The sequence below is a fragment of the Staphylococcus lloydii genome (assembly GCF_015775975.1).
GTDB lineage: Bacteria > Bacillota > Bacilli > Staphylococcales > Staphylococcaceae > Staphylococcus > Staphylococcus lloydii.
This window is the reverse complement of record NZ_CP064056.1, coordinates 2,482,732-2,501,925: the sequence shown is the minus strand read 5'-3', so window position 1 is coordinate 2,501,925 and position 19,194 is coordinate 2,482,732. Positions and strand designations below refer to the sequence as shown.

Sequence of the window (19,194 nt, the reverse complement as noted above, 5' to 3'; positions counted from 1 at the left end):
TTATTTTTAACAACATTATGTAATTGAAATAGGTGAATGGGATGAAGATGAGGAGCCGTTGGTTGATTTGAAATTAAAATATACTTAGTTTAATGATTACCTATTAGTAGAAGTATTATGGGGTATTTTTTTATGTTAAAATTTACATAATGGAACAATTGTTATAAAGCTTGTTGAAAAGGAGAAAATTTATGAAAACAATTTGGAAACACTTATTGAATTTTGTTTATTTCTTTTTAACCTATTTCTGTTTTCTATTTTTGTTTGAATTAATTTTTGGTGAAAATGATATTTTCTTTCGAACATTACTTTCAGCTTTTATATTTGCATTTATAATGACATTCTTCTGTCTTTTTATAAAAGGTTTTTTAAGAGAGATAACCGTTAATAAAGCAATGATGTTAAACATAAGAATTATGGAGGTGTAAATATTAAAGATAAATTTTTCAAAGCAATTAAAGATGTTATTATTATTATTTTGATTATTTTCTTAGTAGCAACGGTGTTAGATTATATGGATTTAAATATTAGTTTAAATAAATATTGGAGTAAGCTTGGGAATTTAGGTTTAATAAATATTTATGAAAATAATAATTTAAATGGTTTGCTAACGTTAGGTTTTATATTAGCTGGATTATCTTTTATTTATGATATGTTTTTTAAGAAAGCGACTAAAAATTCTAAACAAAAATAAGATAAGTTTAATTAGCTTTAATGGAATATTTAGATTAAATTTGCAAATGCTAGAAAGAAGTAGCTTGTAGAATTCCAAAACAATCAGATAACTTACCATCTCTAAACGGTAGAGTGAGTTTAATAGTTACGGATATATAAATGATAGTGCTCTACTTTAAATTACCAGGAGAAGTCTATGTTGACTATTGAAAAAGGTTTCATTTCAAGAACATTAAAAATATTCTTGTTTAGTATAGGTATAATGATTTTAACTGTTGCAATTACATATAGTATTGATATAAATATGAAAGAAGTCATTAAAAGTATAGATAACGGTATACCTGGATCTGTTAAGAGCTCTTCGGGACTAGAAAGAGTTTTTGAGTATATTGTGAATAACGGAATTGTGGTTCCGTTACAGATGTTTATACTTTCATTAATACCAATTCAGTTTTTATATTTATTTAATTTAATATATAGTTCAATATTACCAGGAATTGTAATGGGTATTGCAATAAAAATTAATGTTTATAAAGCTATAATTATTATCGTACCTATATTACCTCATACTACATTAGAGATATTAGGATTTTGTATATTTGCTAGTGCACTGTATCAATTCAATAAATCAATAAGAATTAAGATTAGTGATATATTTAAAAAGGATAGCATTAAATCATTTTATATTGTATGCTGACCATAATAATTTTATATTTGAAAGGAAAAGTTTAGTTTCTGCTTTCACCAAAGATTTTTTAAAAGTTAGTAGTGAAAAAAATTTAGTTGAGAGTCATACTAGAGAAGAAAAGGTCTATCAATTTATGTACAATTATCAAATAGAAAATATTGAATATATTGATAGAGAAAGTAATTTATATAACGAATTTATTTGCCAACAACAAAAAAGAATTCATAAACGACTATTCAGATGTAATATTAAAATAAGGTTGTACTTTCGGATTTTGATAGGCGTATTTCTTATAACAACGCTATTTACGATATTTTTTTCGGATTTGTATTTATTATCAGTTGTAACAATTATTACTCACACTTTAATTTACATACTATGTATTGTTTTTTTGCGAAAATAAATTTTAAATTACATAGAGAAAATGATAAGGATAAAGGTAAGTTGATGAGGTACACACGAAGCTTAAAAAACACACATTTTTAATAATTAAACAATCTATCTTAAATTTATATTTAATAGATAAGCTAACAATGGCAAGTAGCAAATAATTAGCCACTAATCGTGATTTAAAAAATAAGTTGAATTACATACCATATTACATAATTCAACTTATCGGAAGTGGATATATTTCAAAAGATACAGATGGTATAACAGTAACGTCGCCTATCTCTCAGGCGTCAATTTGACGTAGAGAGGAGGTGTATTATTTTGTTAATCTTTTTCGTTCACATCGTTGCGCCAGTCATCAGTGGCTGTGCCATCGCGTATTTTACTTATTGGCTTAGTAAGCGCGATAAATAATTAAACAGGCGACAATAGCCAACACCATAAAAATCCCTTCACTAAGGACATAGTGAGGGAATCGGTGTATTATTGCTAATCTTTTTCGTTAAATGTATTATAACATCATAGTGCTTAGAAATGCAAAATAGTGATTTTGAAATACGTTTATGTAGATATGTTGAGGTTTGTTATGTTATATATATTTTCTACAAATTTTACAGATGATCAAATTTATACTTTTTTAAATGGAAAGAAAAAATAATCAATTATAGGAGAAGTTTAAATGATTATAGGATCACAAGTTACAGAACATAGTTTTTTGTACGACCACGGTGTTGAGTTATTTGGAGCAATAGTTACTCTACTAGCATTTTTATTAACTTTTGCCAATATTAAAAGAACTGATGAAAGGTTAGAACAAGATGAGAAAAAAAGGAATATAAAAACTTTAAAAATGATTGATTTAGCTACACATAAAGAGAGAATGAGTATTCAACAATGGGCATCTATATTTAGAAAGGAAGGGAATGTTGCTACTCAAGAAAAATATAATATATTGTTTTCAAATTATAATATGAATTTTGAAACAGAGAATAAAAAAGCATTTATAGTAGGCGCAATAGCTAATAAATACCAAATTCGTGACTTAGAAGTTGAACTAACACATTATTTAGAAATAATTAAAGATAATTTAAACAATAATCATGTGAATTTAAGTTTGCAATCGTTAGAAAGAGTTAATGAGAAAATAAGTTATTTGAACGAGGCAATTAATTATAGCAAATGGTTTGGTGATACAGAAGTAATTTGTAATATAATTATTGCAGACACAAGGCTTCCAATTGAATCTCAAAGTGAAATAGAAAAAACATATAAGGAATATAAAAACTTTAATAACTTATTAGAAGCTTCAAGTAAAGATTTAATAGATTAAATTAGTGAAATCTACAATTCAAAGATTATAGTAAGCTATATATTGAATTGAGATTACAAAAAGGAGTAGATAAAATGGACATTTTGAGTCGTTACATCGAAGAATTAGATAAAGCAAATGAATATGTGAGCAATAATAAATATAGTTTGAATATGAGTGATACAGAAAAAGTTTATTATAATGCGGCAATTAGAAGTATAAGGGGAGATATAAAACAAACAAATAAATACATGTTACAGAATTTAGATGAGTTATCAAAAGAGGATATTAAGGAGATTTTACAAAAGATAGTTGAAATTGAAAGTAAATTTTCTTAACTGTATATTATGTACAGTTAAACTATCTATAAAATAGGCATTATGTAAACAAAGGATTGGTTAAAAGTGGAAGATTTATTTTTTAAAGATGAAGATGTAATTAAAGTGATTAATGAAGTAGAGATTTATATTACAAAAGATTTAAATAATAGCCAGGACATACAAAAACTCAAAGAAAATCATCTTTTTTTAGCTATTTATGACATAGCCCACACTTTCTATCTTAACTATATCGACATAAATAATTGTGTGACTATAAGTAGTGCTAGAACTTTATCTAGGAAACTATATGAGTTATTACTTTATTTAAAATATATATTAGAAACAGACAGTGAATCAAGAAAAAGGGCAGAAAGATATTTTTCGTATAATGAATACGAAAAGGTTAGAGTATTAGTGTCAAATGCAAAAGATGGAGGTTTTAGTCAACAAGATATAATAAATTTAGAAAGCAAGTTGACTAATTTAAAGAAATTGTTCATAAAAACTTTTAGTAATTCAAAAATAAAAGTAAATAAAGTAAACGATATAAAAAAATGGTACATGGAAAAAGGTACAAGTAATAAAAAAATAGGTAATATTGAATTGCTATCAAAGTATTTAAACATGGATTATTATTATCAACATATATATAGAAGTTTTTCATCAGATGTTCATTCTATTGGTAATGAAAAAAATAAAACTATCTATATACTTGCAACAAATCTTTATATTAGTAATAGAGAAATAGAGGGATTTTATCAAGAATCTTCTTTATCTAGCGAAATAGAATTATCTTCATTTACAAATTATATTGTATCTAGATTCATTGAATTATGCTGTGACTTTACTAATAAAAAGGAATTGTGGTCTGGTTATAAGCAAAAGTTTGAAGAATACTATAATAATAAATGGAATTATAAACAAATTACAAATGACTAATTAGAGCACACCCTAATGACACAAAATCAAGAGGCAGTTACAAGTACCTTTAATAGTGTAATTAGTGTGTATTAATTATTATGAATTTTGTATCTTCCATTAACTCTATAGCTTTACATATATTAACTTCTGTACTAAATGCATCATAATGATAAACTTGAACTTATTTTCTTATAAATTTTTTCCATAAAAGTTAATTTTCAATGCAATATTACCTTTCTTAGTGTCTGTTTTTTAATTTTTAAGTGTTTGTAATAATTTAGATACTAAAGATTTTACGATTTGAAAAGATTTTGATATTAAAGTTTTAATTACTTTATAAATATAATTAACTATTTTAGATAAGTAAGCTATCATATAATACAGTAAAATTAATAAAACCAACATTGATAAAAGAAGAAGGATTAAAAAGGCTATATTAGGATAACTGTGAGAAATTTGACTAAATCCAACAAAGAAATACCAAAGCGCTATTGGTAAAGACGATACCGCAAGGAGAATAGATTCAGTCCAAATAATTTGCCTATCTTTAAAATATTTCTTTTCTCTAGTATCATTTTTATCTTCCAACCACTTTTCATCAACTTCTTGGTAAAATGAAAAAATTTTAAACATGGGTATAATAATCATATTTACTAATAATGGTGCAATAATAGTAAGACTTGTTTTAACAATACTTGTTGATTGATATACAAAAAAATACATACTTAAAGGAAAGATCATACAAACAATAAAAGAAATCATTGCAAACCAACCACTTGTAATGTTGAGCCTACCGTTTGTAATTACTTTTCTTAATTTATCAATAATACTATCTATTTTTTTATCAATGACTTTATACATCTAATTTTAACTCCTAATAATTTTCTTTCTCTTTTATAACACGGTATACAGTAGAACGACTTACCCCTGTTTGTTCAGTAATCTCTTCATCAGTAAATTTTTGTTCATCATATAAGAATTTGATTTCTCTTTTTTTAATCTGGCAATGAAGGTCTTCCGCCTTTTCGCCCTCTTGCTCGTGCTGCTTCTATACCTTTCTTCGTACGCTCACTTAATAAGTTAGTTTCAAGTTCCGAAAATGCACTCATCATTGTAAAGAACATCTTATCAATCGCATCTTTAGTCGATACATTCATATCTATAATATGTAAATCAATGTTGTTTTCATCTAGCCACTGTGATAACTAGATTAATTGTTTTGTTGTACGTCCAAGACGATCTAGTTTATAAATAACTAGGACATTTCCTTCACGTTAATAATCCAAACACTTATCGAGTTCTGTTCTTTTAGTTTTACGCCCACTTGCTTTCTCACTAAAGATACGTTCACAACAATATTTCTCAAGTGTATCAATTTGTCCATCAAGACTTTAATCCTGTGTTGATACACGCGCATAACCAATTTTAGCCATTTGAATAACACCTTTTCTAATCATTTTACGGGTACTTATTCTCGATGCAAATAAACACGTCTTTCATAGTCTAAAAACTCATATTTTTCAATATTTATGATACATTGATTATAACACAAGTTTAAAGAGTTAAATATCCAAGCAAATCCCCTTGATATTTAGTTAAGAGGATTTGTGTCAAAAACGAATATTTAATAAACATTCGTTTTTACAATAATTGTAAGGTTTAAAAATATTAGTATAATTAGCGATAATTCGTGAAGATGGTAACAGATATATTTTGAATCACAATAAACATACACTACATATTAAAGTAAATGAATTTTATTTATTTATCATCTAATTTATCAATGGGGGTTAATAATGAAAAAAATAAATAATGAATTATTTTTAATAGAATTAAGCATTTCTGATTTGAAAGAATACTATTATTGGAAATATATAGATCCATTACAAAATGCAAAAAAATGGAACGGCCCTTATATCGAAGAGGATGCCTATACATTTAATGAATTCAAAGAAAATTATATTAAGAACCAAAAAATTTATGAAAATGTATTATCGCCTTTAGCTATAAAGTATAACAATGAATTTATTGGTGTGGTAACAGCTTACTGGAAGGATATGAGCTCCAGATGGTTAGAGTGTGGTATCGTTATATATAAAAGTACTGAGTGGGAGAAGGGTATAGGCTCTCAAATATTTAGTGAATGGGTTAATTATCTATTCGCTAAAACTGATGCTAATAGAATAGGTATAACTACATGGTCTGGAAATATTAGAATGATGAAAATTGCTAGTAAGATAGGAATGATAGAAGAATCACGCATACGTAAGGGGAGGTTAGTTAGAGGGGAATATTACGATGCTATACAAATGGGTATCCTAAGGGAAGAGTGGCGAATATCTTAAATATTCGCCACTCTTGTTATGAATTTTAAAATATATATTGATAACAAGCTTGCACACTCATTAAGAAAAATATAACAACATCATTTATATAATTACCTATTATTAAATAAATGGATGCTATAGCAGAAGATAATTGTACACTTATACTAGCTAAAGCTGGATAAGAAGCTGTGTAATTTTCTTCCATTATCAAAATAAAAGGGAAATGGTGTTATTTGTATCGTGCTATTGATACAGATGGTCATACACTAGATATTTGGTTACGCAAAAAGCGAGATAATTACTCAGCATATGCGTTTATAAAACGCCTCGTTAAACAGTTTGGCAAACTTCAAATGGTGATTACAGATCAAGCACCTTCAACGAAGGTAGCAATGGCTAAAATAATTAAAGCATTTAAACTTAATCCTAATTGCCATTATATAGTTAATTTACAGAAAATTAACTATATTACAATATTTATTCAAAACTAGTGTTTTAAACTTAATGTGTAGCATAATAATACATATTAAAGGAGTTATTAATTTATGAAAATCTTCAATAGGTTAGCAACTATTTCTGTAGCAAGTGCAATTGTGGCGGGTACGGTATTTGGGAGTGCACAACCAACTTATGCATCAGGTGGAGGACAAGCTTCAAATCAAAATGATGAAGTTTCATATATGGGAAATACTAAAAATCCTAAAAATGTGATTTTCCTTGTGGGCGATGGTATGGGACCTTCATATAACTCTGCATACCGTTATTTTGCAGATAATCCCGAAACAAAAGAAATGGACAAAACAGCCTTCGATGATTATTTAGTAGGTAACCAACGTACAAATCCAGATGATCATAAAGAAAATGTAACGGATTCAGCTGCAGGAGCAACTGCTTTTAGTTCTGGTCATAAAACATATAATGGTGCGATTGGTGTTGATGGAAATAAAAAGGATACTAAAACTGTTTTAGAACAAGCCAAAGAAAATGGTAAGTCAACTGGACTTGTTTCTACTGCTGAACTTACGGATGCTACACCAGCAGCTTATGCGGCACATGTGGATGATCGTGATAAAAAAGATGAAATTGCGAAACAATTTTATAATGATAAAATAAATGGCCAACACAAAGTGGATGTACTACTTGGTGGCGGTGCTGAATATTTCGGAAAAGAGAACGGTAACCTCACAAATAAATTCAAAAAAGATGGTTATGACATTGTGAAGAATAAATCACAAATGCAAAATTCTAATAGCAAGCAAATACTAGGTTTATTTGCAGATAATGATATGCCTTTACAAATTGATGCACCAAAACAAAATCCAAAACTTGTTGATATGACAGATACTGCTGTTAATAAATTGAAACAAAATGATAAAGGATTTTTCTTAATGGTAGAGGGTGCTTCAATTGATAAATCAGGTCATCCTAATGATGTTACTGGCGTAATGTCTGAAATGCAAGGCTTTGAAAAAGCATTTGACCATGCAATGCAATACGCTAAAGAAAATCCAGATACTCTAGTCGTTGCGACTGCTGACCATTCAACAGGTGGTTTATCTATTGCTAAGGGTAAAGATTATGTTTGGAATCCAGATGCGATTCACTCAATGAAACATTCTGGTTCTTATATGACAAAGCAAATTGCTAGTGGTAAAGACGCTGCAAAAGTTATTAAAGATGGTTATGGATTTGATATAAAACAAAATCAAATTGATAAAATTAATAAAGAAGCTAAAAAATTAAAAGATCTCGATGAAGATGACAAAAAATATGAAGATCAATTACAAAAACTTCAAGATGCAGTACAAAAACCAATTAACGATAAGTCTAATACTGGATGGACAACGAATGGTCATACTGGTGAAGATGTAAATACTTATGCATTTGGTCCAGGTAGTGAACGCTTCCGAGGTAACATTGATAATACAGATAATGCCAAAAACATCTTTGATTTTTTCAAAAATGATCAATCATCTTAATTAAATTTCATAACTAAGAAAACAAATAAAACACTTTCTCTAAGTTCACATTACAATGTAATCATTAGGGAAAGTGTTTTTGTTCGCTTTTAAAGTCGATTTCATTAAATCTGTTAAAAAGCAAATGAATATCAATATGGGTACACCCTAAATAAAATAGTTACATTAAACTTTTTCAAAATACTAATAAAAAATAGTATAATTTTACAGTTTGGTACATCTAAACCAAGTATATTAAAAACACCTCACAACTTAATGAGAGGTGCACAACGGTTTTATTAAAAATGTTGAAACACTTTATTTTTTCAACATTTTCAAAAACTCTAATGAAAAAGAGTAGGCATCTCCTGGCCAACGAGAGGAAATATAATGACGGTCTTTAACCACAAATCCTCTATTTAGATTTTCATAAGAATCTCTTAGTAATCCCATATTTCCTTTTTTGAAATTTTTTTTATTCGTTAATGCATTAATAACTTCATCTTGAACTGTTTGTGTATAGGTTCGATAATAATCTCCGACTCGATTCTTTGTTAAGTAATAAGCCATTAACTCTTGTCTCTTTAATAGCCCTGTTGTTTTATAATCTGAAATAATTGATTGATCCGTGACAAATTGCCCCAACTGGTTTTTTTTCTTCAAAAAAAGAACGAACTTTATCTTGTAAAACAGTAGACTCTAAATAATCTTTCATTCCAGAGTCATGGCCTCCAGGTAAAATAAGCCCATCAAACATTGTTACATCAATATTTTCATATTTAATTGGATTATTAAATTGACGATTTTGTAACATATCATTATAAGTATTTATAGCGTCTTTACTAGCTATTAAGGCCCATTTTAAAGATCCCAATCCCTCTCCTGTTAACATTCTATTATCAGCTCTACCATTTTTACCATTTGGTGTAGCAAAAATAACTTGGATATTGTTCATTATTAGAATTGACCAGGGAATGGCTACTTCAGTTGGATCAAAATCTGTATTTGGAATCGGTATAAGAACTTTCATCAGTTTATCCCTTCTTTTATCATTAACAGAATTATGTGATATCACTTTCCTGTGATTCTTACATATGTTAAACCACTAATTAAGATCTTCATAGCCAGATTTATAGTAAACAAACTATTCAAATAGTTTTTATATTTTTAATTCACGTTTGATAAAATTTAAACTAGCTTCATGCAAATCCTCTAACGCTTCTTTCTCAATAGGGAAATGAGAGCCGTTCCGTAATATAACTTTTTTTACTTTCACTTTTGAAATATTATCTAAAACTAAATCACTTAAATGTAGTGGACTCCATTTATCTTTTTCTGGTTGTGTCAATAAAATCGGACATATATTAAAATCTTTAGGCTCTATATCAGGTTGATAATTCATATAACTATGAATAAATTTCATTGTTACACTAATACCAGCAGAAGTTTCATCTTTTAACAAAACATCCAAACAACGTTTATTATTAACTGAAGCCCACATTTTTGAAGAGGTGCTCAATTTCATTTTCCTTCTACCTAATCCAATTTTGGTTTGTATACCTGCAAGTGGCACTCCAATTTTAGCCCAAAATGCATTATTAGTTGTTTCTAAACGAACTTGACTTTTACGTTGATCTAGAAATGTCATACCAATAATACCTTTAACTTTCTTATTTTTGGATGCCACGTGATAAGTTTCCATTCCACCTGCAGAAAGACCATATAAAAATATCGGACGGTTGTCTTTTTCTAGTTCAGCATCAATTAGGTCACTGCCACACTGTACCCAATCATCATAAGAAATAGTCATTTGAGGATTTACCTTTGTCACTCCATATGTCGGCATATCAACTGAAATAGTTTCGAATCCTTCTTTCGCCATTGGTCCAGCAAAAATCATTGATATTTGTCGAGCATTACTACCTACTCCATGAAAACAAATGATTTTTGCCTTTGCATTTTTATTACGAAATGTATCAAGATGGATTTTATTTTCTTTCCAATTCCATATTTCTTCATTTGGCTCATAATCACTTGTAAAATGAAGTTCTTTAGGTAAAAATGTTTGAAAATCTTTCCAAGCTTGTTGATTTTGATAAGTTGTCATATTTACCTCCAATTGAATTTTTATAATATATTTGTTAGGAATATATTAACAATCAGAAATATAAGACTCATTAACATTTGATAATAGATTAGAGTTCTTTCCGAATTCTACTCAATGATTCTTTTGTAATTCCAAGGTAAGAAGAGATAATGTATTGGGGGATTCGATCTTCTAAATGTGAGTAGTTCTTTTTAAAATCTAAATAACGTTGTGATGCATCTAGGCACTGGAAATTATATTCTCTTTTCATTTTGTACATAATTATATTTTCTAAAAACTCACTATAAGCTTTTGCTGTTTCTTTATAAGAAAGTAAAATGTTTTTAAAATCATTTCCTTTAAAACGAAGACAATGCAAATCTTCTAATGCTTCAAAAACCTCAAAACTACTCGATTGAAATAATGATTCTCCCATCATGTAGTCATTTTCAGATATTAAAAGTTTAGTAATATCATTTCCTTTAATATCAATATAATAACTTCGAGCCAGACCTTTTAAAATAAGATAAACAAAATCAAGCTTATCATCCAAATTTAATATAACTGAGTTTTTAGAAAATGAAACTTCTTCTGCTATATTTGTAATCTCATTAATAACTTGTGAATTAATATTTTCAACATCTTTCATAGCGTGACTAATAATTTTTTTCTTTTCTTTGAAACTCATCTTATCCCTCATTTTGAGACCCTAATTTATTTAGTTAACATAATAGACCTTTATCAGAACTACACAAACATCTTCTGTAAAAAACCTCTCTTACGTTCTTTCAATTACTCAATTTTTCTTCCATTTCCTAAATTCCCAGATACTCATGTTTTGCAATTTGTTCAATTCTTCTTTAGCATTCTCAAGCCTATTTGAAAGTATTTCATATTCTTCTTTCAAATCTTCGTGTTTATAACCTAATTCATTATACTCATTCTGTAAATCAGTATAAGCAAGCTGTGTTTCACTTGCTTCATTGTCATTATCTATAAAATGTAAGTGTTAGCTTATTTCCGATTTTTACGTTTGATAATGTACATACCTACTAGAATGCCTAATGGTATGCCTAAAAATGGTGTAGTTATGATGCTAACAAGGATAATTGAAATTACTAATACAGTAATGTTATAAGTGTTCATTTCTAAATTTAAAAATTCATTGTATTTATTTCTTATGAAAACTTTTACCTTATTGTTGTCATCTCTGCTAAACAATTCTCTTAGTTTCAAAGTTGAACCTCCTCATGAAGTGATTGTCATTAATTAAAACGTGCCATTTTAATGCTATCATGCTTCATTGAGAGGTTTGATAATTGCTAGCAACTAGTAAATTATTTACTTGAAAAAGTAAAAGTTACTGAAAAATTATTAATATGAAGAGATTTAAAATTATTTATAAATCCATTCACTTATGATTTCACCAACTTTTTCTGGATTATCGATGTATATATCGTGGCCTGAATTCTCTACTAATTTATAATTTAAATTACATTCATTTTCTATGATATTTATTTTATACTCTTCGATTTCTTTAGATTGGTTTTCAGGTAAAAGAATTAATGTATCTGTACTATTCAACATTTTTAAATAACTACGTTTGAGTTGTCTTCTTAATTTTAATAAATTAATAGTTGCATCTATATTGACTGATAGACAATATTTTTGTTTGTTTAAATTAAAAATCATTTTTGCAACGCTAGCTCTTTTTATATTTTTTGACCAAAACATATAATCTTCTTTTTCATTTAATAGATATTCATCTAAGCTGCTGTATTCTGAAGAATCAACAAAATTTATTAAGTCTGCTATTTCATTTTTTAAACTATATTCGAAATCATCTAAATTCACAATACCGCCGTCTAATAAGATGATTTTTTTAATATATGATATATGGTGTTTCAATAGTAATACTATATCAGCCCCTAATGAATGCCCCATAAGAATAAAATCTTCTTTTATGTCAATTTTACTATCAAACCATTCTAGTAAGTCTGAAATATTATTAACTTCAACATCGTATTCTCCACCTATGCCGGGTAAATCGATTTGCTTTAAATCGATATTTTTAAGGTTCGCTTCTAAGTCTTTTGTAAATAATTTATTACTTCCTAAACCGCCTAAAAAATAAATTGTTTTCAGTTTAATCACCTCGATCTATGAAATATGATAATTGTTCTGCTATGAAACAATATTTTTAAATACATCAGAACATAAAACAGAACTTTAAAATCATCATCTTAGAGGTTAAATGCGTTTCTTCTCGTCATATAATATACCTACACCGTAACCGCTCGTTGAAACTTCGTAATCAAATTTAATAATTTCAATATAAGGATTTTCTTCCAAAAACTCATTCACTTTTTTATTCAAACCTTTTTCTGTCATAGTGTTAAAACAAACAAATTTCATAGTGTACCTCCTTAGTTATTTATGATCTTTCAATTGCTTATTATGCATTATATATGTATAAAGCAATAAAGTAGTCAGCGAAGTAAAAATAATTAATGAACATATTGATAAACTGATTGCTATTAAATTATTTTTCGTCACTATAGTATGTATAGACATTATTATGAAAAATATAAATATTGGTAATGATGACACAAGTGGTGCTTTGTTGTTATTATTTCCTCGGAAATTATTATCTTCCAAATATGAGCCTCCTTAGTAATAAAAGTTAAACGTTCAAAAACTTTTAATTATCATAACAATAACATATTGTTCTTTTATAAAAGTAATCACTTTGTTCTTACATTAACCTAATCGCATTTAAACAATCATTTAATTAAAAAATCTCATTTAATAAGCCTCCAAAAAGTATTGTTATTCATACAGCAGTGTCTTTATTTATAGTGTATAGTTAGTTAAGGTAATCAGGGAAATGTGAAAAATTAAGTTGGCAGTCCCAATTCAAAATATACTTTGCCAGCAACCTTCCTCCTCTTTTGTGCCTTAAAATATGATTAAGAATGGAGAAAGTCGGATGACAAATAGCGATGTAACTAAATATAAATCTTTATCATTATTTAAAAAAACGTTCCCTTATATACCAAATGAAGCAATTGAAATAGAAATATGGAACACAGAATATGAAGCTATGAATCTCTATATGAACGGTAAATATTATAAGAGCAGATTGGCTAAGAAAACACCGAAGAAAGCAGGGTATTTTGTGGCGATATGGCATAAAAACCCAGAGAATAAAAACGTACCATTTAAATATGAAGAATCTCCCGATATATTGGTCATTAATGTCATTGATAACAATCATAAAGGACAATTTAAATTTCCTAAAGACATGTTGCGCAACAAAGGTATAGTACAATCTCAAAATTATAAAGGTAAGATGGCTTTGCGTGTTTATCCAGATTGGGAGCAACAATTAAACAAAACTGCTTTAGCAACACAGAAATGGCAAAGCAAGTACTTTGAAGATTTGTCTGACGATGATTGATATTCATACACCAGTGACTTTAATTATGGTGCAGAGTTCGTTAAGATAAACATGGAAATGTAAAAACACAATTGGGTTGGTAGTCCCAATGCAAAGTATACTTTGTCAGTAACCTTCCTCCTCAGGTCGTCCATCATTTCTGAATAAATTTTTGAGGAGGGCGACATCATGGAGCTATCAATATTCCATAATGGCCAATTTTTCGTTGCACTTGTTGAGTATAAGACAGAAGGGAAGTCTAAATTTATTAAATATACTTTCGGTACAGAACCAGATGATGAACAAATATTAATTTTTATTCATCAGAAGTTGTTGCCGTTGCTAAATGCTACGCAAACGACGGTAAATACTAAAGTAAGGAAGAATAAAGTTAACCCTAAACGTTTACAAAGACAAGTGGCTAAAGCGCAAAAAGCACCCAAAGATATAACTAAGGCGCAGTTGGCGATTAAGGAAGAACAACAACTGCACAAGAAACAGCGCAAAAAATTGAATAAGGCTAAAAAAGATGCCTTTATAGCTCGAAAACGCAAGCTTAAGCGTCAAAAAGCGAAAGCCAAACATAAAGGTAAATAACAAAAGCGTCTAGCATTTCTGCTAGACGTTTTTTAATTGGGATATTAATTCGTCCAAATTATTTATAAAAGGTATGTTACTAGTTGGCATAGCTTGGTGATTTGCTTTATATATTGCATGCATATCAGCATTTTTAGCAGCTTGATAATCGTTTTCGAAGTTATCACCGACAAATAAACATTCATGCATTGCGAAACCGAGTTGTTTTGCGGCTTTTTCAAAAATTAAGGGATTTGGTTTTTTAATATTTTCTTGCTCTGATATTAAAATAGTATCCATATATGTATCCAGTTTTAGTGCATTGATATTATGCAGTTGAAAAGGAAACTTGCCATTCGTGATTATCCCTAATTTATAATTATTTGCTGTTAATTCGTCTAATGTTTCGTATAAATATGGAAAAGGGACACAATAATCACAAAAAGTAGTTATATAGTCTTCTAAAAGTTCATCCTTTGTTAGCCCTCGAATATTAAAATATTCAATTAACGCCGCATAAACTTTATCTTTCCACACGTATCCATTGTTATCAAAATCCATAAACTTACTTTTAAATTCAGCTTTTGATACAGGGGTTAAATAATCAATGTATCGGTCATATTGTGCGTCAGTAAAACTCTCTAGAGATGCTTGCCTATTCAATAACGTTTGATCCAAATCGAAAATGATTGCTTTAATCATATGCCCTCCTAATTTTTAGGTTTAGTTTATTATGTACGTGTTAAGATTGAAAATTAAGTTCAAAAGCAATATAACTCAAATTAATTTATACAGAGAAAGGTTTTAAATTAGTTTATTATTATAATTTTAAGATAACCGAGTTGTAAAAATTAAATAAATATTTTATATTATATATAAGGTTCAGAATTGTAGTCTTTGGCTACAAATACAAAATGCTCAAGATGCATCATTATCCTCGATTAAAACTTACATTAAAAATAAAAACACCAGGAGATACAACATGAAAACAATTAAATCACTTTCTTTCTATTCAACTATTATGCTTCCATACATATTATCAAGCCTATTGCTTTTTTTCACTTTTATGTCTAAAGATACTTATATTGCTAAGGAAACTGACACGGTCAAAGCGATGTTAGGTTTGGATACGAACGCATTTAATATTGTGATGATATTAACTTTGACGATTTCAAATTTAATAATTTTTTTTGTCGTATTTTACATACTAAAATTGTTTATTTTCTTATTTGATAGAGCAAAAGTTACGCACAATAAGCACTTATTTTTCTCATTACTGATTGGATATACAGTGACTAACCTCTGCGCATTAATCATAAATGACTTCTTAAATTTGTCTATAGACAGTGTTGGTAAATATACGCCATTCATAGATTTAATCATTTTTACAGGTCTATATTATTACTTCAGTAAATTAAAGAAGATAACCACTATTTTATTTATGATTAAACTCTTAATAGGTTTGCCAGGGGTGTTAGTATGATTAAAAATTTTAAAAAGGTTGTTAAATCGTCACAAGGTAAATGGATTTTAGTCAGTGCACTTATTTCAGTGTTATTAATTTATTTTGCAGTCAACAAACTAAATACTTTGAATCATTCGAGTAAAGGTCAAGATTATAAAACGTACCGTGTTGAAAAGGTAAAGGCGCTTAAATTGCAAGGTAAGGCGAGTCCGAAGTTAATCAAAACATATAATAATAACAGTCAAATTGGTACATTTATAAGTACAAGCGTTACAGATGGGCAAAAAGTTAAACAGGGAGAACCATTAATAAACTATAATATTTCCCAAAGTAAACGCCAACAGCTCGTACAAAAAGTAGAAGAAGCACAGGAAAAAGTGAATGATGATTATGAAAATATCAATATAGAACCGCATAATAATGATTTGCAAAAGAAATTAACGCAAGATCAAGTAGCGTTAAGTGAAGCGAAACAACAGTTAAACCAACATGATAAACAAGTGAACGACAGTATTTATGCGGCTTTCGATGGCAAAATAGATATTCAAAATAATAGCAATTTAGCCGATGGTCAACCGATACTCCAACTCGTCTCAAACGAAGCTCAAATTAAATCTAAAGTTTCCGAATTTGATTTGGAATCAATTAAAGAGGGAGACAAAGTAGATATAAAAGTTACCAATAATGGTAAAAAAGGTAAAGGTGAGATTAAAAAAATTGCTGAGACACCTAAGAGTTATGAACTAAAAGCAAGTGAGCCTGTTGCTTCAAGTCCGGCAAATGATGACAAAGATGCTACAACGTCACATGAGAATCCTGTCGATGCGGACCGTCAGGGAGAAAATGATGCAGAAGTGTCAAAATATACGGTGATAATAGATAATATAGATATTCCATTACGTGCAGGCTACTCTATAGATATTAAAGTGCCTTTAGAGGCAATTAAATTACCAAGCGCAGTATTAACAAAAGATAATCGTGTATTTGTAGTGACTAAAGATAGCAAAGTAGAAAAACGTGAAATTACTATAGATAAAATGAATGGAGAAATTTTTGTAAAAAAAGGATTGAAATCGGGTGATAAGCTAATAGTAAATCCTAAAAAGACACTAAATGATGGGGACAAAGTTGAGGTGTCTTCATGATACAACTTGTAGATATTAATCGTCATTTTAAAAATGGTAACGAAGAAATTCATATTTTAAAAGATATTAATTTTCACATAACAGAAGGGGAATTTATCGCTATCATGGGGCCTTCAGGCTCTGGTAAGAGTACCCTTATTAATATTTTAGGATTTGTAGATCGTGGTTATGAAGGTGAATATCTTTTTAACGGAGAAAATTTCAAAAATACTTCGGATAATCACCTAGCCAAAATAAGAAATAAAACTGTTGGCTTTGTATTTCAAAATTTCAAACTGATTCAAAATAATACTATTTTGGAAAATGTCAGTATACCTCTTGTTTATGTTGGTTTAAGTGCTCAAGCGCGCAAAAGCCGTGTCATACGAACATTAAACGATGTAGGGTTGTATGATAAGGAAAACCTAGTCCCTAATAAATTATCGGGAGGTCAGCAACAACGTGTAGCGATTGCGCGTGCAATTATTAATAATCCTAAATTTATTATTGCCGACGAACCTACGGGTGCGTTAGATTCCGAAACTTCTAAAGATATTATTGAATTATTTATCAAATTAAATAAATCGCATAAAACAACGATAATTTTAGTTACGCATGACCGTAAAGTTGCTGATAGAGCGGACCGTATTATTCACATTCTAGATGGTCGCATCCAAAGAGAAGAGGCGGTTGAATGAAAAATATATCTAATATTATTATGACTTCGATTAAAGCAATTTTAAAAAATAAGCGACGTAATATTTTTACGATGATAGGTATTATTATCGGTATTTCGGCAGTTATTACTATTATGTCGTTAGGTAATGGCTTTAAAAAGACAGCCACTGATGAATTTTCAAAATCTGGTATCAGTAAAGATTCGGCACTTATTGAGTATTTGACTGAAAGTGGAGAAGCGGCGCAGAAAAATCCATTTAGCCAGCAAGATATTGATATAGCGAAACAAGTAGATGGTGTTACTGAGGCAAAAATTAAAATTGATGATAATCAAAGTTACAATGTAAAAGCGACAAATATTATGAATAAAGCGGAACCGCTTTTAGATTTAAGTGTTGCCACGAAGAAGAAAATAGAAAAAACAAAACAAGGTAAAGGATTCAGTACACTCGATAATAGTTTGAGGAAAAAGGTTGTTGTGGTCAATGATGAAATTGCACATGGCACTTTTGAAGAAAATGCTATAGGACAAACGTTATATATAGATGGACAAGGATTTGAAATTGTCGGCATTGCTAACGACCCATTACATACCGCCAATGTATTTATGCCAACAAAAACATTTGAACGCTATATGGATAACTTAGCGCAAGACTATCCTGGATTACAATTAACATTAGCAGAAGGCGTGCAGAAAAAACATACGGCTAAGAAAGTTGCCGATGAATTAAACAAAAAAGGTAGTGGCATAGGTGAAGGTAAATATAGCTATGAAGACAATGAAAAGATTTTAAAAGAGATCACACAAATATTTAATAGTATTACTTATTTTGTAGCGGCAGTCGCAGGCATTTCGCTATTTATCGCAGGCATAGGCGTGATGAATGTTATGTATATTTCAGTTAGTGAACGTACAGAAGAAATTGCTATACGCCGTGCTTTTGGCGCAAAAGCGCGAGACATAGAATTTCAGTTTTTAATAGAAAGTATAATTCTCTGTGTGATGGGTGGCTTAATAGGTCTCGCTTTAGGTATAGCGATTGCTGAAATTGTTGCAGCTGTGACCCCAGATTATATTCAGAGTGTCGTCAGTCTAACCTCTGTATTGATTGCAGTGGGTGTTTCGACATTTATCGGCGTTATTTTCGGATGGGTGCCAGCACGTTCAGCGGCTAACAAAGAACTCATAGACATTATTAAATAGCAATATTTATTGTAGTAAACAATCCCCTTAATCT

Annotated in this window: 24 protein-coding genes and 2 pseudogenes; 15 read left to right on the top strand and 11 right to left on the bottom strand. The window is 29.2% G+C overall.

All coding sequences use genetic code 11. The annotated features are described in order from the left end of the window. Positions 1 to 514 precede the first annotated feature (514 nt). The 6 genes from ISP08_RS12460 to ISP08_RS12435 all read left to right on the top strand — a co-directional run bounded on the left by ISP08_RS12460 (position 515) and on the right by ISP08_RS12435 (position 4,321). Positions 515 to 694: a hypothetical protein gene (locus ISP08_RS12460; protein WP_195718853.1), complete on the top strand. Its 180-nt coding sequence runs from the start codon at positions 515 to 517 to the stop codon at positions 692 to 694. A gap of 177 nt (positions 695 to 871) precedes the next feature. Next, on the top strand, positions 872 to 1,372 hold the full coding sequence (locus tag ISP08_RS12455; RefSeq protein WP_196931168.1) for a stage II sporulation protein M: 501 nt from the start codon (positions 872 to 874) through the stop codon (positions 1,370 to 1,372). Between the two features lie 702 nt (positions 1,373 to 2,074). Then, complete coding sequence (locus ISP08_RS12450; RefSeq protein WP_107579558.1) at positions 2,075 to 2,167, top strand: type I toxin-antitoxin system Fst family toxin; 93 nt, start codon at positions 2,075 to 2,077, stop codon at positions 2,165 to 2,167. 265 nt (positions 2,168 to 2,432) lie between these two features. After that, complete coding sequence (locus ISP08_RS12445) at positions 2,433 to 3,083, top strand: hypothetical protein (RefSeq protein ID WP_195718851.1); 651 nt, start codon at positions 2,433 to 2,435, stop codon at positions 3,081 to 3,083. 74 nt (positions 3,084 to 3,157) lie between these two features. Beyond that, positions 3,158 to 3,400, top strand: a complete 243-nt coding sequence (locus tag ISP08_RS12440; protein ID WP_195718850.1) for a hypothetical protein — start codon at positions 3,158 to 3,160, stop codon at positions 3,398 to 3,400. 66 nt (positions 3,401 to 3,466) lie between these two features. Continuing rightward, positions 3,467 to 4,321, top strand: a complete 855-nt coding sequence (locus ISP08_RS12435; RefSeq protein ID WP_195718849.1) for a DUF5677 domain-containing protein — start codon at positions 3,467 to 3,469, stop codon at positions 4,319 to 4,321. A gap of 234 nt (positions 4,322 to 4,555) precedes the next feature. On the opposite strand, the gene ISP08_RS12430 is transcribed toward ISP08_RS12435, so the two are convergent. Next, entirely contained in the window at positions 4,556 to 5,164 is a 609-nt protein-coding gene (locus tag ISP08_RS12430) for a hypothetical protein (protein WP_195718848.1), read from the bottom strand. A gap of 13 nt (positions 5,165 to 5,177) precedes the next feature. Next, positions 5,178 to 5,679 (bottom strand): annotated as a pseudogene (locus tag ISP08_RS12425) (recombinase family protein). Between the two features lie 420 nt (positions 5,680 to 6,099). Here ISP08_RS12425 and ISP08_RS12420 point away from each other — a divergent pair. From ISP08_RS12420 to ISP08_RS12405, 3 genes and pseudogenes are all read left to right on the top strand, one after another. Further along, positions 6,100 to 6,648, top strand: a complete 549-nt coding sequence (locus tag ISP08_RS12420; RefSeq protein WP_195718847.1) for a GNAT family N-acetyltransferase — start codon at positions 6,100 to 6,102, stop codon at positions 6,646 to 6,648. A gap of 188 nt (positions 6,649 to 6,836) precedes the next feature. Beyond that, a pseudogene (locus ISP08_RS12410) lies at positions 6,837 to 7,082 on the top strand (DDE-type integrase/transposase/recombinase); the annotation flags it as partial. Positions 7,083 to 7,175: 93 nt separating this feature from the next. Beyond that, positions 7,176 to 8,609, top strand: coding sequence for an alkaline phosphatase (locus ISP08_RS12405; protein ID WP_195718846.1), 1,434 nt, complete (start codon positions 7,176 to 7,178; stop codon positions 8,607 to 8,609). A gap of 297 nt (positions 8,610 to 8,906) precedes the next feature. Here the strand turns inward: ISP08_RS12405 and ISP08_RS12400 are convergent, their stop codons facing one another. The 8 genes from ISP08_RS12400 to ISP08_RS12365 form a co-directional block, all read right to left on the bottom strand. Then, entirely contained in the window at positions 8,907 to 9,158 is a 252-nt protein-coding gene (locus ISP08_RS12400; RefSeq protein ID WP_196931166.1) for a hypothetical protein, read from the bottom strand. Positions 9,159 to 9,189: 31 nt separating this feature from the next. Then, entirely contained in the window at positions 9,190 to 9,618 is a 429-nt protein-coding gene (locus ISP08_RS12395) for a type 1 glutamine amidotransferase domain-containing protein (RefSeq protein ID WP_196931165.1), read from the bottom strand. A 129-nt stretch (positions 9,619 to 9,747) separates the two neighbouring features. Further along, the gene (locus ISP08_RS12390) at positions 9,748 to 10,695 is read right to left on the bottom strand and encodes an alpha/beta fold hydrolase (protein ID WP_195718845.1); all 948 of its coding nucleotides are present in this window, start codon (positions 10,693 to 10,695) and stop codon (positions 9,748 to 9,750) included. Between the two features lie 88 nt (positions 10,696 to 10,783). Beyond that, the gene (locus ISP08_RS12385) at positions 10,784 to 11,362 is read right to left on the bottom strand and encodes a Crp/Fnr family transcriptional regulator (protein ID WP_195718844.1); all 579 of its coding nucleotides are present in this window, start codon (positions 11,360 to 11,362) and stop codon (positions 10,784 to 10,786) included. 326 nt (positions 11,363 to 11,688) lie between these two features. Next, a complete protein-coding gene (locus ISP08_RS12380) occupies positions 11,689 to 11,910 on the bottom strand; it encodes a VraH family peptide resistance protein (protein WP_195718843.1) in 222 nt (73 codons plus the stop codon). Between the two features lie 159 nt (positions 11,911 to 12,069). After that, a complete protein-coding gene (locus ISP08_RS12375; protein WP_195718842.1) occupies positions 12,070 to 12,828 on the bottom strand; it encodes an alpha/beta hydrolase family protein in 759 nt (252 codons plus the stop codon). Positions 12,829 to 12,924: 96 nt separating this feature from the next. Next, on the bottom strand, positions 12,925 to 13,089 hold the full coding sequence (locus ISP08_RS12370) for a hypothetical protein (protein WP_195718841.1): 165 nt from the start codon (positions 13,087 to 13,089) through the stop codon (positions 12,925 to 12,927). A 15-nt stretch (positions 13,090 to 13,104) separates the two neighbouring features. Then, a complete protein-coding gene (locus ISP08_RS12365; protein ID WP_195718840.1) occupies positions 13,105 to 13,332 on the bottom strand; it encodes a hypothetical protein in 228 nt (75 codons plus the stop codon). A 331-nt stretch (positions 13,333 to 13,663) separates the two neighbouring features. On the opposite strand from ISP08_RS12365, the gene ISP08_RS12360 reads away from it, so the two are divergent. Together ISP08_RS12360 and ISP08_RS12355 are read left to right on the top strand one after the other, a co-directional pair. Further along, the gene (locus ISP08_RS12360) at positions 13,664 to 14,134 is read left to right on the top strand and encodes a MepB family protein (protein ID WP_195718839.1); all 471 of its coding nucleotides are present in this window, start codon (positions 13,664 to 13,666) and stop codon (positions 14,132 to 14,134) included. Positions 14,135 to 14,302: 168 nt separating this feature from the next. After that, positions 14,303 to 14,710 carry a YjdF family protein gene (locus ISP08_RS12355; protein ID WP_195718838.1) on the top strand — a complete coding sequence of 136 codons (408 nt, stop codon included), beginning with the start codon at positions 14,303 to 14,305 and terminating at the stop codon, positions 14,708 to 14,710. A gap of 21 nt (positions 14,711 to 14,731) precedes the next feature. On the opposite strand, the gene ISP08_RS12350 is transcribed toward ISP08_RS12355, so the two are convergent. Next, the gene (locus ISP08_RS12350; protein ID WP_195718837.1) at positions 14,732 to 15,391 is read right to left on the bottom strand and encodes an HAD family hydrolase; all 660 of its coding nucleotides are present in this window, start codon (positions 15,389 to 15,391) and stop codon (positions 14,732 to 14,734) included. Positions 15,392 to 15,671: 280 nt separating this feature from the next. Between ISP08_RS12350 and ISP08_RS12345 the strand changes: the two genes are divergently transcribed. From ISP08_RS12345 to ISP08_RS12330, 4 genes are read left to right on the top strand one after another with little or no spacing between them, the layout of a single operon-like run. Beyond that, a complete protein-coding gene (locus ISP08_RS12345; protein ID WP_195718836.1) occupies positions 15,672 to 16,172 on the top strand; it encodes a hypothetical protein in 501 nt (166 codons plus the stop codon). After that, the gene (locus ISP08_RS12340; protein ID WP_195718835.1) at positions 16,169 to 17,299 is read left to right on the top strand and encodes an efflux RND transporter periplasmic adaptor subunit; all 1,131 of its coding nucleotides are present in this window, start codon (positions 16,169 to 16,171) and stop codon (positions 17,297 to 17,299) included. The genes ISP08_RS12345 and ISP08_RS12340 overlap by 4 nt, the downstream gene beginning before the upstream one ends. Next, positions 17,296 to 17,976, top strand: coding sequence for an ABC transporter ATP-binding protein (locus ISP08_RS12335; RefSeq protein WP_195718834.1), 681 nt, complete (start codon positions 17,296 to 17,298; stop codon positions 17,974 to 17,976). The genes ISP08_RS12340 and ISP08_RS12335 overlap by 4 nt, the downstream gene beginning before the upstream one ends. Further along, a complete protein-coding gene (locus ISP08_RS12330; protein ID WP_195718833.1) occupies positions 17,973 to 19,160 on the top strand; it encodes an ABC transporter permease in 1,188 nt (395 codons plus the stop codon). Before ISP08_RS12335 ends, ISP08_RS12330 begins: the two co-directional genes overlap by 4 nt. The last annotated feature ends 34 nt before the right edge of the window (positions 19,161 to 19,194 follow it).